18 protein-coding genes are annotated in these 15,647 nt (G+C 43.0%); 12 read left to right on the top strand and 6 right to left on the bottom strand.

Annotated features, from left to right (window positions below; genetic code table 11):
* The first annotated feature begins 10 nt into the window (after nt 1–10).
* The 7 genes from DW125_RS14065 to DW125_RS01310 all read left to right on the top strand — a co-directional run bounded on the left by DW125_RS14065 (nt 11) and on the right by DW125_RS01310 (nt 4,937).
* Nucleotides 11–178, top strand: coding sequence for a hypothetical protein (locus DW125_RS14065; RefSeq protein ID WP_021860756.1), 168 nt, complete (start codon nt 11–13; stop codon nt 176–178).
* Nucleotides 162–818, top strand: a complete 657-nt coding sequence (locus DW125_RS01335) for a stage V sporulation protein AA (protein WP_117536899.1) — start codon at nt 162–164, stop codon at nt 816–818. The genes DW125_RS14065 and DW125_RS01335 overlap by 17 nt, the downstream gene beginning before the upstream one ends.
* The gene (locus DW125_RS01330; RefSeq protein WP_117536898.1) at nt 778–1,197 is read left to right on the top strand and encodes a stage V sporulation protein AB; all 420 of its coding nucleotides are present in this window, start codon (nt 778–780) and stop codon (nt 1,195–1,197) included. The genes DW125_RS01335 and DW125_RS01330 overlap by 41 nt, the downstream gene beginning before the upstream one ends.
* Before the next feature lie 4 nt (nt 1,198–1,201).
* Nucleotides 1,202–1,681, top strand: a complete 480-nt coding sequence (locus DW125_RS01325; RefSeq protein WP_117536897.1) for a SpoVA/SpoVAEb family sporulation membrane protein — start codon at nt 1,202–1,204, stop codon at nt 1,679–1,681.
* A 2-nt stretch (nt 1,682–1,683) separates the two neighbouring features.
* On the top strand, nt 1,684–2,700 hold the full coding sequence (locus tag DW125_RS01320) for a stage V sporulation protein AD (RefSeq protein ID WP_186856003.1): 1,017 nt from the start codon (nt 1,684–1,686) through the stop codon (nt 2,698–2,700).
* Between the two features lie 78 nt (nt 2,701–2,778).
* Nucleotides 2,779–3,135 carry a stage V sporulation protein AE gene (gene spoVAE / locus DW125_RS01315; RefSeq protein WP_117537107.1) on the top strand — a complete coding sequence of 119 codons (357 nt, stop codon included), beginning with the start codon at nt 2,779–2,781 and terminating at the stop codon, nt 3,133–3,135.
* Nucleotides 3,136–3,302: 167 nt separating this feature from the next.
* A complete protein-coding gene (locus DW125_RS01310; RefSeq protein ID WP_117536895.1) occupies nt 3,303–4,937 on the top strand; it encodes a Na/Pi cotransporter family protein in 1,635 nt (544 codons plus the stop codon).
* A 153-nt stretch (nt 4,938–5,090) separates the two neighbouring features.
* Here DW125_RS01310 and DW125_RS01305 read toward each other — a convergent pair whose 3' ends face one another.
* Complete coding sequence (locus tag DW125_RS01305; RefSeq protein WP_117536894.1) at nt 5,091–5,342, bottom strand: GNAT family acetyltransferase; 252 nt, start codon at nt 5,340–5,342, stop codon at nt 5,091–5,093.
* 14 nt (nt 5,343–5,356) lie between these two features.
* A complete protein-coding gene (locus DW125_RS01300) occupies nt 5,357–5,620 on the bottom strand; it encodes a hypothetical protein (protein WP_021860763.1) in 264 nt (87 codons plus the stop codon).
* A 185-nt stretch (nt 5,621–5,805) separates the two neighbouring features.
* Between DW125_RS01300 and DW125_RS01295 the strand changes: the two genes are divergently transcribed.
* The 4 genes from DW125_RS01295 (at nt 5,806) to mutY (ending at nt 9,965) form a co-directional block, all read left to right on the top strand.
* On the top strand, nt 5,806–6,870 hold the full coding sequence (locus tag DW125_RS01295; RefSeq protein WP_117536893.1) for a PTS transporter subunit IIC: 1,065 nt from the start codon (nt 5,806–5,808) through the stop codon (nt 6,868–6,870).
* A 68-nt stretch (nt 6,871–6,938) separates the two neighbouring features.
* Nucleotides 6,939–7,472 carry a cob(I)yrinic acid a,c-diamide adenosyltransferase gene (locus DW125_RS01290; RefSeq protein ID WP_226976675.1) on the top strand — a complete coding sequence of 178 codons (534 nt, stop codon included), beginning with the start codon at nt 6,939–6,941 and terminating at the stop codon, nt 7,470–7,472.
* A 101-nt stretch (nt 7,473–7,573) separates the two neighbouring features.
* Nucleotides 7,574–8,248: a GTP pyrophosphokinase gene (locus DW125_RS01285; RefSeq protein ID WP_021860766.1), complete on the top strand. Its 675-nt coding sequence runs from the start codon at nt 7,574–7,576 to the stop codon at nt 8,246–8,248.
* The gene (mutY, locus tag DW125_RS01280) at nt 8,235–9,965 is read left to right on the top strand and encodes an A/G-specific adenine glycosylase (protein WP_117536892.1); all 1,731 of its coding nucleotides are present in this window, start codon (nt 8,235–8,237) and stop codon (nt 9,963–9,965) included. The genes DW125_RS01285 and mutY overlap by 14 nt, the downstream gene beginning before the upstream one ends.
* A 167-nt stretch (nt 9,966–10,132) precedes the next feature.
* On the opposite strand, the gene DW125_RS01275 is transcribed toward mutY, so the two are convergent.
* The 4 genes from DW125_RS01275 to DW125_RS01260 all read right to left on the bottom strand — a co-directional run bounded on the left by DW125_RS01275 (nt 10,133) and on the right by DW125_RS01260 (nt 13,298).
* Nucleotides 10,133–10,801: a phosphatase PAP2 family protein gene (locus DW125_RS01275; RefSeq protein WP_117536891.1), complete on the bottom strand. Its 669-nt coding sequence runs from the start codon at nt 10,799–10,801 to the stop codon at nt 10,133–10,135.
* A gap of 102 nt (nt 10,802–10,903) precedes the next feature.
* Nucleotides 10,904–11,728 (bottom strand): glycerophosphodiester phosphodiesterase, encoded by an 825-nt coding sequence (locus tag DW125_RS01270; protein ID WP_117536890.1) that lies wholly within the window; start codon nt 11,726–11,728, stop codon nt 10,904–10,906.
* A gap of 13 nt (nt 11,729–11,741) precedes the next feature.
* Nucleotides 11,742–12,686, bottom strand: coding sequence for a diacylglycerol/lipid kinase family protein (locus DW125_RS01265; RefSeq protein WP_021860770.1), 945 nt, complete (start codon nt 12,684–12,686; stop codon nt 11,742–11,744).
* Nucleotides 12,687–12,689: 3 nt separating this feature from the next.
* Complete coding sequence (locus tag DW125_RS01260; protein WP_117536889.1) at nt 12,690–13,298, bottom strand: TetR/AcrR family transcriptional regulator; 609 nt, start codon at nt 13,296–13,298, stop codon at nt 12,690–12,692.
* A 181-nt stretch (nt 13,299–13,479) separates the two neighbouring features.
* Between DW125_RS01260 and DW125_RS01255 the strand changes: the two genes are divergently transcribed.
* Complete coding sequence (locus DW125_RS01255; RefSeq protein ID WP_117537106.1) at nt 13,480–15,636, top strand: Tex family protein; 2,157 nt, start codon at nt 13,480–13,482, stop codon at nt 15,634–15,636.
* Nucleotides 15,637–15,647: the final 11 nt, after the last annotated feature.

The raw sequence follows: 15,647 nt of genomic DNA, 5'->3' as shown, positions 1-15,647 counted from the left end.
AGGTGAAAGTATGGATGAAACCAGAAAGAAGTTCCGGATATGCCTGATCTGCGTTGTGGCGGCAGCGGTTCTGACCGGTATGATCTATTATTTTGCAGAGTGCAATGCGGCGGAAAGAGAGACGGAAGGAACGCTGGTAGATAGAAGGTGGGAGGCAGAAAGTGGCATCGAACAGTGAAACAATCTATATTAAGGCAGGTCGTAATACAGAAGTAAAGAAACCGGACGTAACATTGGGAGAAGTGTTGGAGATTACATGCGTGAATCCATCAATGGAAGCAAAAGTCCGGTCTCTTCGCCTGTTAAAAGGAATCAACGGTCGTGTAGCGGTATCGGTGCTGAAAGTCGTTTCTATGATACAGGAAGTGTATCCGAACGCAGACGTGCAGAGTATCGGAGAGCCGGATTTTATTGTAACCTATGAAGAGCCGGGGAAAGGCAGCAGATTCATGCAGAGCATAAAAGTCGTGTTTGTGTCCGTGCTGAGTTTTTTCGGTGCGGCATTTTCCATCATGGCATTTAATAACGATGTGGATGCCCCCAAACTTTTCGACCAGATATACACACAGATCATGGGGAATAAACCGGATGGCTTTACCATACTGGAACTGACATACAGTCTTGGACTTGCAGTTGGAATATTGATCTTCTTCAATCATTTTGGAAAGAAGAAATTAACCGTTGATCCGACACCGATGGAAGTAGAGATGCGGCTGTATGAAAATGATATTCAGACAACCCTGATTGAAACATATTCGAGAAAGGAGAGGGAGCTTCATGTGGATCAGACAGATTCTTCTTGCGGTCATAGGAAGTAGTGCAGGTGCGGTGGCAGCAGGTGGGCTGTTTGCATTTATCGCAGAACTTGGCGTAATCTCGGATTTCGCAGACCGGACACACACAGGAGATAGGATCCAGTGGTACGAAACATGCGTAATGCTTGGCGGTATTTTGGGCAATCTGTTCTGGCTCTATCAGATACCACTTCATGGCGGTGTGATACTGCTGGCGGCGGTGGGGATATTTTCAGGGATGTTTGTCGGCTGCTGGGCAATGGCGCTGGCAGAGACCCTGAATCTGTTCCCGGTATTTATGCGGCGTTTTAATCTGGTGAACTGCCTTGCAGGTATTATTTTAGGAATCGCAGCCGGGAAAACACTCGGATGTATATGGATGCTTTTACAGGAGGCGAAATGACAGAATGTTAAATAATGAGATAAATGACAAAAAAGCGCAGGAAATGAAAAAAGAAAACTACAAAAAATATGTAAAACAGAAAACACCGGTGCATGCACTTGGAATAAATATGTTCCGCGCATTCCTGACCGGCGGAATCGTCTGTACGATCGGGGAATTTTTACTGAACTGGTGTGAAAATATGGGAATGACCAAAGAAATCGGTGGAAGCTGGTGTTCATTGATACTGGTATTTTTAAGTGTTCTGCTGACAGGATTCAATATTTACCCGAAGATTGCAAAATGGGGAGGCGCAGGGGCACTTGTTCCGATTACCGGATTTGCCAATTCGGTAGCAGCACCGGCAATTGAATATAAAAAAGAAGGACAGGTCATGGGTATTGGCTGCAAGATCTTTACAATTGCAGGACCGGTGATTTTATATGGAATCTTCACCAGCTGGGTACTGGGTATTGTTTACTGTATTTTCGGGAAAGGAGTCTGAAGATGCAAAGAGGAAAACAGAGTATTATTTTTAAAGAAGGACCATATCTTATAAGCAGTGCATCTGTTGTTGGAAAAAAAGAAGGAGAAGGTCCGCTTGGGGAGTTATTTGATATTATAGAAGAAACTGATCTTTTCGGAGAAGATAGTTGGGAAGAGGCAGAGAGTACAATGCAGAAGGAAGCATGCCAGATTGCGCTCGGAAAAGCAGGTCTTAAACCGGAGGACATCCGGCTGACATTTGGAGGGGATCTGCTACGGCAGGGAATCGTCACATCTATGGGAGCAAGACAATTTGAAATCCCACTGTTCGGTCTGTATGGCGCCTGTTCTACTTCTGGTGAAGCGCTTGCACTGGGAGCTATGTGCGTGGGGGCAGGCTATGGCGAGTATATGCTTGCTGTAACATCCAGTCATTTTGCCTGTGCGGAAAAAGAATTCCGCTTTCCGCTCGGTTATGCCAGCCAGCGCCCCTTGAGCGCGCAGTGGACTGTGACCGGAAGTGGTGCATTCATCATCGGTGCGGATGGAGCACAGAAGAAAAGTCGTGTGAAGATCACTGGAATTACAACAGGAAAGATCATTGATTACGGCTTAAAAGATTCCCAGAATATGGGGGCTTGTATGGCGCCGGCGGCATGTGATACGATCTGGCAGCATCTTAAAGATTTTGGAAGACAGCCCGAAGATTATGACCGGATCATAACCGGAGATCTTGGCTATGTCGGACAGAGTATTCTATTTGACTTGATGAGAAAAAAAGATATAGATATTAAAAAGATGCATATGGACTGTGGAATGCAGATTTTTGATCAGAGTACGCAGGATACACATGCCGGGGGCAGTGGATGTGGCTGTGCTGCGACAACGCTCAGTGCTTATATTCTGCCGAAAATAGAAAGCGGTGAATGGAAGCGTGTATTGTTTGTGCCGACCGGGGCTCTTATGTCTACGGTTAGTTACAACGAGGGAGCGAGTGTGCCGGGGATCGCACATGCGATCGTACTGGAACATGCATAGCATGTGATATAAATGAACGCTTTGGCAGGAGAGAGTATTTCTCCTGCAATTTTACAAAAAAGAAAGGCAGGAAATAAGATGGAATATATCAATGCATTCTGGGTGGGCGGTTTAATCTGTGCGTTGGTGCAGATTCTGTTAGACCGGACGAAACTGATGCCCGGGCGGATCATGGTTCTTCTGGTGTGTACCGGGGCAGTACTTGGCACACTTGGAATCTATGAACCAATTCAGGAATATGCGGGCGCCGGTGCGAGCGTTCCCCTTACAGGATTCGGAAATCTCCTATGGCAAGGTGTCAGAAAGGCGGTTGACGAAGAAGGCGTGATCGGAATTTTTCTGGGAGGTTTCCAGGCAAGTGCGGCGGGAATTGCCGGTGCTTTAATATTTGGATATCTGGCTTCGCTTATATTTGAGCCGAAAATGAAGGAGTAATTGAAAAAGAGATACCAAAAAGATATTAAAAAAATCGAAAAAAAGATTGTGTTCTTCTATAACAAATGGTATTGTAAAAATAGTGAGCTTGTTAAGAATAAATTAAGAAATTGTAAAAAAATAAGCTTAAAAAACAGCATAAGAGACATATTTGTAGGAGGAAGACAATGAATTATGTAGATATACTGATACCTTTTGTCGGTGGTCTTGGAATGTTTATTTATGGTATGCAGATCATGGCACAGGGACTGGAGAACGCAGCGGGAAGTAAGATGAAATCACTGCTGGAAGTGCTGACGAAGAACAAATTGATGGGAGTGTTACTAGGAGCTGCTATCACAGCAGTCATTCAGAGCTCTTCAGCGACAACCGTCATGGTCGTTGGTTTTGTTAATGCCGGAATCATGAACCTGACCCAGGCAATGGGAGTGATCATGGGTGCCAACGTTGGTACAACCGTTACCGGATGGCTCGTATCTTCCGTAGAGTGGGCAGAATTTTTAAGCCCGGAGAAGCTAGCACCGATCGCAGTGATTATCGGTGTGGTTATCATGTTGACAGGCAAGAGACGTACATCCAAAGAGATCGCCAATATTATTGTTGGCTTTGGTTTACTTTTTATCGGTATTTCTACGATGTCATCAGCAGTAGAGCCGCTGAAAGAATTTGACGGATTTGTACAGATGTTTGTTACATTAGGAAAGAATCCGATCCTCGGTATTCTGGCTGGAGCGCTTGTAACGGCAGTGATTCAGAGTTCTTCCGCATCGGTTGGTATTCTGCAGAGTCTTGCGGCAGCGGGATTGGTACCATTCAGTGCAGCTATTTATATTATCATGGGACAGAATATCGGTACTTGTATTACAGCAATTTTATCCAGTGTAGGTGCGAAAAAGAATGCGAAGGCAGCAGCACTTATGCACCTGATCTTTAATATCATCGGAACGATTATTTTCAGTATCATTGCAATCGTTTACTTTACTGTGCTGAATCCACAGGCAGGAACAGGAAATATTACACAGACAGAGATCAGTATGGTGCATACATTCTTCAACATTGCAACGACAGTTATGTTATTCCCGGCATCTAATCTGATCGTGAAAATTGCCAAGAAGATCGGCCGTGTGGATGAAGATGCCAATGATCCGGGAACAGTACTTCTCGATGAACGTATGTTACAGACACCAAGTATTGCTCTGCAGTCTGTGATAAAAGAAACCGTTCGTATGGGCGAGATCGTAAGGAGATCCATTGAAGTTGCAAAAGATGTATTGTATACACAGGATCAGGAAGCAATTGATATTTTGAAAAATGATGAGAGTGATGTTGACAGACTTTGTGCGGGAATTACCAATTATACGATCAAATTATCTTCCTTACAGATCAGTGAGAAAGAGCATCAGGAAGCAGCACATCTGTTACAGGTGCTTTCCGATATGGAACGTGTCAGTGATTACTGTGAAAATATCTCTGAGTTTGCAGAGACACTCCGAGATAAGAAAGCATCCTTCTCTGAGACAGCAAAGAAGCAGTTAAAAGAAATGATTGAGGAAACTGCGAAAAGCTATTTCTATGCACTGGATGCATTTAAAGAGCAGAGCCATGAGAAGGCACTGCGTGTTATTGAAAAAGAGACAAAAGTGGATGACCTTGAGGTGAAACTGCGGAGTCGTCATATTAAGAGACTGTCTAATAATGAATGTAATACAGAAGCGGGTATTGTATTCTTAGATACGCTGGTTTGTATGGAACGTATTTCTGACCATGCAAGAAATATCGCAGAAGAAGTACTCGAAGAGTAATCAGCGGATAAAACTCGCAAAGTGTATTTTATCCGTTGTGAGTAAGACATCCGGACTCGAATAAAAAAATTGGGTAAAAAATGTCATGTATCAGCAAGAACCGGTACATGACATTTTTTGTGTCTTTGTTTACATTTTCATGAATATCGAATTTTAATCATTATAAGACTTTTCGTGAACTTCCGACAGCCATTCCAAGGCCTGCGTAAGTCCATCTGCGGAAAATTCAAATTCCTTCCATTCTTTCTTCTCATCAGCAGTCTTCTCAAAACAATATGGTTCCGGATAGATACATGCTTTTAATGTATCCTCATCTTTTTGCAATAAATAGCGCATACCGTGATGAGAACCGGTATAGACTTCTTTCTTTAAAAATTGTAAAGATAATCCGATTGGTTCCAGCATGATAAAACTCCTTTTTATTCTTCTATAATATGGATTTCCAGATAATCAAAATCAATAGAATCTACAAAATTATCCTGATAAAATCTTGTCTTATCGTGGCGTTTAAATTCATCTATCGTAGATTCCAGCCAGATTGGTTTGCTGAGATCAAATTCATAGCAGATCTCTTCCAGTGCGTGAAAGATCTTATGGGTTCTTGTATCATCTGAATCATCACAGATCACAGTGTCCCGAAGCATATGATTGTCTTTAAATTCTTTGCCCCATAAACGAAACATAAGTGTTCCCTCGCTTTCCTGATAATGAAATGAGTATAGTCGTTTTCTGAGAAAAAGTAAACACTTTTAGAGAGTAAACTTTTTATGGAAGTTGCTTTTTGGCAGAAGCTATGATAGGATTTTTCTAAATGACAAGACACATAACAATACAGATGATGTATTGGGTGTAATTATGAGGTGAGAAAATGGAAAAAGTAAAGAAAGTGTTGGATCGGATTTTTATTGAAGGGTTAAGTGCGATGGCGCAGGGCTTGTTTGCAACGCTGATCATCGGCACGATCATTCAGCAGATCGGAAGTTTTATTCCCGGTCAGGCAGGAACGATACTGTTTGTAATTGGCAAAGTAGCTGCGTCTCTGACAGGAGCAGGAATTGGTGTTGCAGTTGCTTACAAATTTAATGAAAGCCCGCTGGTTGTTGTATCTGCGGCAACAGCAGGTATGACAGGCGCATTTGCAAGTAAATTGCTGGCAGGAACAGTTCTGGTTGACGGAGCAATGGTTTATTCAGGTCCGGGAGAACCATTAGGTGCATTCCTTGCAGCGTATGTAGGGATTTATTTCGGACATCTTGTTTCCGGAAAAACGAAAGTGGATATTCTTGTAACACCAATTATAAGCATCGGAACAGGTTCTGCTGTAGGGCTGATCCTTGGACCGCCGATTTCCGGATTTATGGTGTGGCTTGGTTCGGTTATTAACTGGGGAACAGAACAGCAGCCATTTTTGATGGGAATCATTGTTTCTGTACTGATGGGAATGATACTGACATTGCCGATCAGTTCGGCGGCACTGGGAATTATTTTGAATTTATCCGGTCTGGCAGCAGGAGCGGCGACGATAGGCTGCTGTTGTAATATGGTTGGATTTGCCGTGGCAAGCTACAGAGAGAATAAGATTGGAGGACTGCTTGCACAGGGAATTGGAACTTCTATGCTGCAAGTCCCGAATATTGTAAGAAAACCGATAATCTGGCTTCCGGTGATCCTGTCCAGCGCGGTTTTAGGACCGACAGGCACAGTTCTTCTGCATATGACAGGTAATGCAACCGGATCAGGAATGGGAACGGCAGGATTGGTAGGGCAGATCATGACCTGGCAGACGATGATCGCAAGTGAGGCAGGAGCGGTTGTATTGTTAAAGATTCTGCTGATACAGATTGTGCTTCCGGCAGTCGTAACACTGGGAATCAGTGAATGGATGCGAAAAAAAGGATGGATTCAATTCGGAGACATGAAATTGGATTTCTAAATGCACAGGACATGAATTCATGGTATACTGTTAAGAGGTAACGAAAGAAGAGAAAACAGAAAGCGGGGATGTTAGCAATGATAGGAACCGGAAGAATTCATGTATATTACGGAACAGGAAAAGGCAAGACAACAGCGGCAGTAGGACAGGTGATCCGGGCAGCGGGGAGCGGACTTAAGGTTCTGATGTTTCAATTCATGAAGAACAATTCTTCCAGTGAGCGTGCAATCCTGGAGCAGATTCCGAATGTAACGTGCCTTCCGGGCAGGGATAAGATCAAATTTTACAATCAGATGAATTCTGATGAACGGGCAGAATTAAAGCATTATAACACGAAAGCATTAGATGAGATAATCAAATTCTGTAGTCCGTTTGACGTATTATTTTTAGATGAGATACTGTGCGCAGTTTCTCTGAATCTTCTGAATGAAGATAAACTGATGAGTTTTCTGGAGCATAAGCCGAGAGGACTGGAGATCATTATGACCGGACATGAAGTGTCAGACCGGATCATCCGTGCTTCCGATTATGTGACGGAGATGAAAAAAGTAAAACATCCATATGACAAGGGACAGTCAGCAAGAGAAGGAATCGAATATTAATCCTTAAAAATCTATTAAAACAGGAACAATTTCTGGCCGCTTATGTTATACTCTTCGGGTGCCGCAAGAAGACTTCGAAGGACGGAAGGAGAGAGGCAATCGTGGAGAATGCAATTAAGAATTACGAAGATGTGGACAGCTGGAAGACCATTATGTTTCTTTATAATTCCGCGTTAAAGGAAGTAGGAACGAAACTGGAGATTCTAAATGACGAATTCCAGCATGTACATCAGTACAATCCGATCGAGCACATTAAGACACGTGTGAAGACACCGGAGAGTATTGTGAAGAAGTTAAAAAGATACGGTTATGAGACATCCATAGAGAATATGGTAAAGTACATCAATGATATTGCAGGAGTAAGATTGATCTGTTCATTTACTTCTGATATATACAGATTGGCAGAGATGATTGGAAACCAGAGTGATTTAAAGGTATTATCGATCAAAGATTATATTAAGAATCCGAAAGCAAGCGGCTACAAGAGCTATCACATGCTTGTATCGGTTCCGATTTTCCTGTCAGACAGTGTTGTAGATACAAAGGTAGAGATCCAGATCCGGACGATCGCGATGGATTTCTGGGCAAGTCTGGAGCATAAGATTTATTACAAATTTGAGGGAAATGCGCCGGAATATATCAGCCGGGATCTCAGAGAGTGTGCAGATATGGTGTCAACACTGGATGAGAAGATGCTGTCGTTAAATGAGGCGATCCAGGCGTATGTAGAAGAACAGGAAGAATTAAAAGGACGGAAGAAAAGTGAAGTATCCTAATATTTATCCGGGCAGTTTTATAGACAGACCGAATCGGTTTATTGCTTATGTGGAATGTGCCGGTCGTACAGAGACTGTTCATGTGAAAAATACAGGACGCTGTGCGGAACTTTTGCAGCCGGAGGTACCGGTGTATATACAGAAAAGCGATAACCCTGAGCGTAAGACAGGATGGGATCTTATCGCGGTAGAGAAAGGCGACAGACTTATCAATATGGATTCCCAGGCGCCGAATAAGGTAGCGCAGGAATGGATCTGCGCCGGTGGACTGGTGCCGGATCCGGTACTTGTAAAGCCGGAGTACACATACGAGAATTCCAGATTTGATTTCTATGTGGAGACGAAGAATCAGAAGATTCTGGTGGAAGTTAAAGGAGTTACATTGGAAGAAGACGGTGTAGTCCGGTTTCCGGATGCGCCGAGTGAACGTGCCGTAAAGCATGTACAGGAATTAAAGAAAGCAAGAAAAGCGGGGTACGAAGCGTACGTCTTGTTTGTGATACAGATGAAAGGTGTACGCTATTTTACGCCAAACAGGCAGACACATCCGGAATTTGCGGAAGCCTTACAGGAAGCCGCGGATGCAGGAGTAAAGATCCTGGCAAGAGACTGTGTAGTGACGACAGACAGCATGACGCTTGCGGATGAAGTCCCGGTTGTGCTTGGACAGCCTGAGCTTCATGAGATGGCAGAACCATTAACCGGATGGTATAGGAAATACCACCGTGACCTTCCGTGGAGACATCACCCGGATCCGTACAGAATATGGATATCAGAGATTATGCTGCAGCAGACAAGGGTAGAAGCGGTGAAGGGATATTATGATCGCTTTTTACAAGCGTTGCCGACAGTGAAGGATCTGGCAGAGGCGCCGGAAGACAAGCTGCTCAAATTGTGGGAAGGTTTAGGGTATTACAACCGGGTACGCAACATGCAGAAAGCAGCAATCCAGATCATGGAAGAGTATGGCGGTGAATTTCCGGCAGATTATGAGAAAATCCTTGAACTGAAAGGGATCGGAAGCTATACGGCAGGAGCAATCAGTTCATTTGCGTTTGGAATTCCGAAACCGGCAGTAGACGGCAATGTGTTGCGTGTAGTAACGAGAGTTCTGGCAGATGATGCAGATATTATGAAGCAGAGCACGAAGAAGAGGATGGAGAAAGCGATCGAAGAAGTCATTCCGGCAGATGCGGCCAGTGATTTTAATCAGGGACTGATCGAGCTGGGAGCGATTGTCTGTGTGCCAAATGGCGAACCAAAATGCGGGGAATGTCCACTTAAGAATATATGCCGTGCAGAAAAAGAGGGGCTGACAGATAAGTTACCGGTGAAGAAAAAGGCAAAAGCAAGGCGGATTGAGAAAAAGACCGTTTTTCTGTTTGAAGATCTGCAGGAGATTGCTATTCGTAAAAGACCGGCAAAAGGATTGCTTGCCGGACTCTATGAACTGCCGAATGTAGAAGGGCATCTGACAAGAAAAGAGGCAGAAAACTATTGCCGTTCTATTGGACTTATGCCGGTAAGAATTAAAAAATTACCGGATGCAAAGCACATTTTCAGCCATGTGGAGTGGCAGATGAAAGGTTATCAGATTCAGGTGGATGAGTTGGAGAAGACAAACGAGAAAGGATTTTTGTTTATACATCCGGGAGAAATCCGGGAGAAGTATTCCATCCCATCTGCATTTGCAGCATATACGAAGGACATTATATGATACCAGAATACCAAGTTCGGCACGGAACAATATGCGGGTATCAAAAAAAGAAGAGGAGTGTGATTAGAAGATTACACTCCACGAAATAAAAAAGAATCGCAATTGACAGATTGGTTTATAGAGATCAGTCAACTGCGATTCTTTTTATTTTAATATTATATTTTATCTTAGATCGGCTGCTGAGACAGCTTCGGTGCCCGCTTTGTCTGTGTTACATAGATCAGCGGATAAATCATAAAGGTAAGTGCCACTGCCGCAATAACATCCGTTACAGAGTGTTGCTTTAAGAACATGGTAGACAGAATAATCAGTCCGGCAAGTCCGTAAGAAACAAACTGGATACCGCGGTGTTTTTTCAGTGCCTGGCTGTGTCCGATGGCGATAGCAGCGCCAAGTGAATTATATACATGAATACTTGGCAGTACATTCGTCGGTGTATCGGTGCTGTAAAGCTGTTGTACCAGTCTTGTAAAAACAGTATCGTTCGCAAATGTGTGCGGACGCAGGTTTAATTCATTTGGAAATACTGTGCAGATGATCAGGAAGATCGTCATTCCGGTGAATAAAAATGCTGTAAGCTGGTAATATCCTTTCTTATCCGTAAAGAAGAAATATGCGATCGTTACAGCAATAAATAAAAACCATAACAGATACGGAACAATAAAATATTCTACAAACGGGATATAATCGTCAAGTGGTGAGTGGATCAGATAGTAATGGCTGAATCTGTGCTTCTCCAGATAACAGAACCAAGGCATGTAGATAAAGCTATATAATAAAACCCATGCATGACGATACCGCAGGATAAATTGTTTGATTTTCGTAATGGATTGCATAATTACGCCCCTTTATATAACAAGTCTTATCTAAAGATTAGCTAAGTTTCTCAACGGATTATAACATGAAAAGATAGAATCAACAACAATGTTCATCTATTCTTAATAATTTTCACCATGTTTTTCGAAAATCTGCATATCATAACAGCGTTTGCCTTCCAGCAATGCCTCAGGTGTACGAAGTGTCCAGACAGCGGTAGGTGTTCCAAAGAATTTCCTTAAGAAAGAAACAGTAAATTTAGGAAGGTTTTTCAGTTTATAAGAAATAAAATCCGGTCTGCCAAGAAAATTAAGAAGCAGGTTTTCGGCAAGAAAACGTAAAAACCAGAGTTCTTTCAGAGGATCCTTCGTAAGTCTTGAAGAAAGCTGTCCACGCAGAACTTCCGGAGCATGCCTGCGATACCAGAAAAGTCCCATCGTATTAAAAGACTGAATCATATAATTTCCATGATAACAGGAAAGGGCCTTATGAACATGCTGACAGATAGCGGTGGAACGACCGGGAATTTTCAATTCAATCAGAAGAGGTACCTGTCCGTTTACCAGTGACAGAACATCTTCAAACAGAGGAATCTGTTCTTCCGTATCCTGGAGACGGCATGTTTTCAGCTCCGGAACTGTCAAATTTTCGATCGTGCCGGATTTTTTACAGACACGGTTCAGAGTATCATCGTGGAAAACAACCAGTCTGCCATCTTTGGTGAGATGAACATCCAGCTCAATGCCATAACCGTGGGAAAGAGCCTGCCGGAACGCGGGCATAGAATTTTCTGGAATTCCATTTTCAATACTGTGATATCCACGATGAGCAAAACAGGTTCCACGATACAATTTTAAAAGTTCCTGCCGTTTGCCTGTCCGGGGGAAAAGTAAAAAGAGAACAAATAAACACAGACAAACAATAAAAATGAGTATTCCGTGATACATAAAATACATCTCCTTAACTTAAAATCAGACGAATTTTCTCAGGTTCCAGAGAACAGGTAATTTCTCGTTTTAAATATACCGGTTCTCCGTCTGTATGGACTGCAAGTGGTTTCGGGCTGGTAAAAGTTGCTTTTTTACATTGATATGTATGGATTCCTTTGAAAAATACATGCCATCCTTTAAAAGCGGTTGGCAAAAGCATAAGAATGACAGCTTTCGGGAATCCTTCTACTACAATAACATCCAGAATATCATCAGAAGGATCTGCTTTTGGACAGAAACGGAATCCACCGCCCTCTGTGCGCTGATTCATAGCCGCAGCGAAATAAACTTTGTGAAAAAGTATTTCTTCTGTATCACCGGACAGATCCGTAAGCCGAATGTGCATATCACAGGGTGTCATGGTGAAGATCTGGGAAAGTGCAACGCCAACGTAGGATAGTTTTCCAAGATGCAGCTTATTAAGAAATCGTTTCAGCGGAGAGACGATTACCTGATGGCAGACAGCGGCATCAAATCCAAGACCGGAACTGACAGCAAAACGACGTCGGCAATAAGGCTTGCTGTCTGTTTCATATTCTGTCACTCCGATATTTAAGTATGCAAAACGGGAAGGCTTAAGGATATGTTTAAGTGCTGTGAGTGGATCCCGGGAAAGTCCCATGCTCCTTGCAAAATCATTGCTGGATCCAATCGGAATGTATCCAAGTGTGATGCCGGACAGATCGCTGATGCCATCAATGACTTCATTTAAAGTGCCGTCACCGCCAAGAACAATCAGTGTTTCCAAAGATGGATCGGCACACAAATGAGCGGCAAGCTTCGAGGCATGCCGCTGATATTTAGTGAAAAAGACCTGATAAGAGATCTCGTTCTCTTTCAGATATTGTTCCAGTGTGTTCCAGACAGTCTGACCGAGACCGCTTCTGGAACCGGGATTTACAAGAAAAGTGTACATGATTTAAAATGCTCCGTTCAGATAAGTCTCCAGACTTCGCTTCATATTTCCTTCAAAATCCGCATGTCCTTCTTTCAGACACCATTCAAAAACGTTACCGATCACGATCATACGGATATCGGTTGTAAGAGCTTCCAGATCTCCGGATATCTGTAAAATTCCGGCATCCATGCATTTCTGCAGATAATTGTGGACCGTAACGATCGGATAAGGACGCTCCGTACGGATGAGCGGGTTCAGAGACTGGTTCTTTGGTGTATAGTAATTCGACATAAATTTTACGCCCAGGTCCTGGCAGTAATGTACATAATTCAGATAGACGTAGATGATCGCTTCTTTAGCTTCAGCCGGAGAAGCCGGAAGATCAAGAAAATCGGGATTGATGCTCGGCTGTTCCTCTATATAATAGGAAAGAAGATCGTCTTTTGTTTTGAAATGGTGATAAAAACTTCCATTGGAAACCCCAGCTTCGTCGCAGATATTTTTAATCGACAATGCTTCATATCCGTCTTTTTGTAAAATATTTTTGGCAGCGGCGAAAATCCGAGCTTTCGTTTCCATAGACTTCTTCTGCTGCTTGGACAATGGTTTTGTTTGTACTGTCTGATTCATGATGATCAAGAATCTCCTTTTTCTTTTATGATAACCTTAAGTATAACATAATAAATAGTTGTTTTCAATAAAACAGAGTGAACTCTGTATTTACTGTTCCATTGCAAGAAAGAGACATTTTCGTTATAATAAGAAAGATTGTGGAAAGCCACAGAAAGTAACATTCAGAAAGGATATAATTATGGATATCAATCAGAAGATTACAGAAGAATTAGGCGTAAAAAAGTGGCAGGTAGAAGCGGCTGTAAAATTGATCGATGAAGGTAATACAATTCCATTTATCGCCAGATACAGAAAAGAAGCAACTGGTACACTGGACGACGAACAGCTTCGTAAATTATATGAAAGACTGACCTATTTACGGAATCTAGAGGAGAAGAAAGAACAGGTACTGGCAAGTATAGAAGAACAGGGAAAACTGACAGAAGAGCTGAAAGCAAAGATTGTTGCGGCACAGACACTGGTCGTGGTAGAAGATCTCTACCGCCCGTATCGCCCGAAACGAAGAACACGTGCAACGATTGCGAAGGAAAAGGGACTGGAGCCACTGGCAGCACTGATTACTTTACAGAAAGCAAAAGAGCCGCTGGAGAAGCTGGCAGAAGACTATGTTAATAAAGAAAAAGGTGTAGAGACAATCAAAGATGCGCTGGACGGCGCGAAGGATATTCTCGCAGAAGCAGTGTCCGATGAAGCGGCATACAGAAGCTGGATCCGTAAGAGAACCATGCAGAAAGGAACTCTTATTTCCACTGCAAAGGATGAAAAACAGGAGTCGGTTTATGAGATGTATTACGAATTTGAAGAAGCACTCAGCAAGCTGGCGGGACACCGCATCCTTGCGCTGAACCGTGGAGAGAAAGAGAAGTTCCTGACTGTAAAAGTAGAAGCACCGCAGGATGATATCTTACGGTATCTGGAAAAACAGATCATCCGCACAGATAATCCGTATACGACTCCGGTACTTCAAGAAGTAGCAGAGGACAGTTATAAACGTCTGATCGCACCGGCAATCGAGCGGGAAATCCGGAGTGAACTGACGGAAAAAGCAGAGGATGGAGCAATCGAAGTGTTCGGAAAGAACTTAGAACAGCTTCTCATGCAGCCTCCAATCACAGGAAGAACCGTGCTTGGCTGGGATCCGGCATTCCGAACCGGATGTAAACTTGCAGTTGTAGATCCGACCGGAAAAGTTATCGGTACAACAGTCATCTATCCTACTGCACCGACAACACCGAAGAAGATCCAGGCGTCCAAAGATTTATTAAAGAAGATCATTCCGAAGTATCACGTATCACTGATCTCCGTAGGAAATGGAACTGCATCCAGAGAATCGGAGCAGTTTATCGTAGAGTTATTAAAAGAGATTCCGGAAAAAGTAGAGTATATCATTGTAAATGAAGCAGGAGCTTCTGTATATTCGGCAAGTAAACTTGCTTCAGAAGAGTTCCCGAATTTTGATGTCGGGCAGAGAAGTGCAGCATCCATTGCAAGACGACTGCAGGATCCGCTTGCCGAGCTTGTGAAGATCGATCCGAAGTCGATCGGAGTCGGACAGTATCAGCATGACATGAACCAGAAGAAATTAAGCGAAGCACTTTCCGGTGTTGTAGAAGATTGCGTAAATAAAGTCGGTGTCGATCTGAATACAGCATCCGCACCGTTGCTTTCCTATATCTCCGGTATTTCTTCTGCGATTGCCAAAAATATCGTTGTATATCGTGAAGAAAATGGCAAATTTACAAACCGGAAACAATTATTAAAAGTAGCAAAGCTGGGACCGAAAGCATTTGAACAGTGTGCAGGTTTTATGCGTATCCAGGACGGAGATAATCCGTTAGATGCGACCAGCGTACATCCGGAGTCCTACGCGGCAGCAGAAGAACTGTTGAAGAAGCAGGGATTTTCCGTAGATGATATCAAAGGTGGAAAACTGACAGGATTATCACTTACAATCCGTGATAAAAAACGTCTGGCAGAAGAGCTTGGAATCGGTGAGATCACACTGGAAGATATTGTAAAAGAATTGGAGAAACCGGGAAGAGATCCGCGAGATGAGATGCCAAAACCGATCCTCCGCACGGATGTTCTGGAGATGAAAGACCTGACAGAAGGCATGGTATTAAAAGGAACAGTGAGAAATGTCATCGATTTTGGAGCCTTTGTTGACATCGGTGTCCATCAGGACGGACTGGTACACATTTCAGAATTAAGCGATAAGAAATTTGTAAAACATCCACTGGAAGTAGTAAGCGTTGGTGATATCGTGGATGTCAAAGTTTTAAGTGTGGATCTTAAGAAAAAGAGAATCCAGCTGACAATGAAAGGTATTCAATAAAATAATTTAAC

This window comes from Dorea sp. AM10-31 (assembly GCF_003435815.1).
Taxonomy (GTDB): domain Bacteria; phylum Bacillota; class Clostridia; order Lachnospirales; family Lachnospiraceae; genus Dorea_D; species Dorea_D hominis.
Note: the sequence above shows the minus strand (reverse complement) of the source record. Positions and strands in the feature narration are given on the sequence as shown.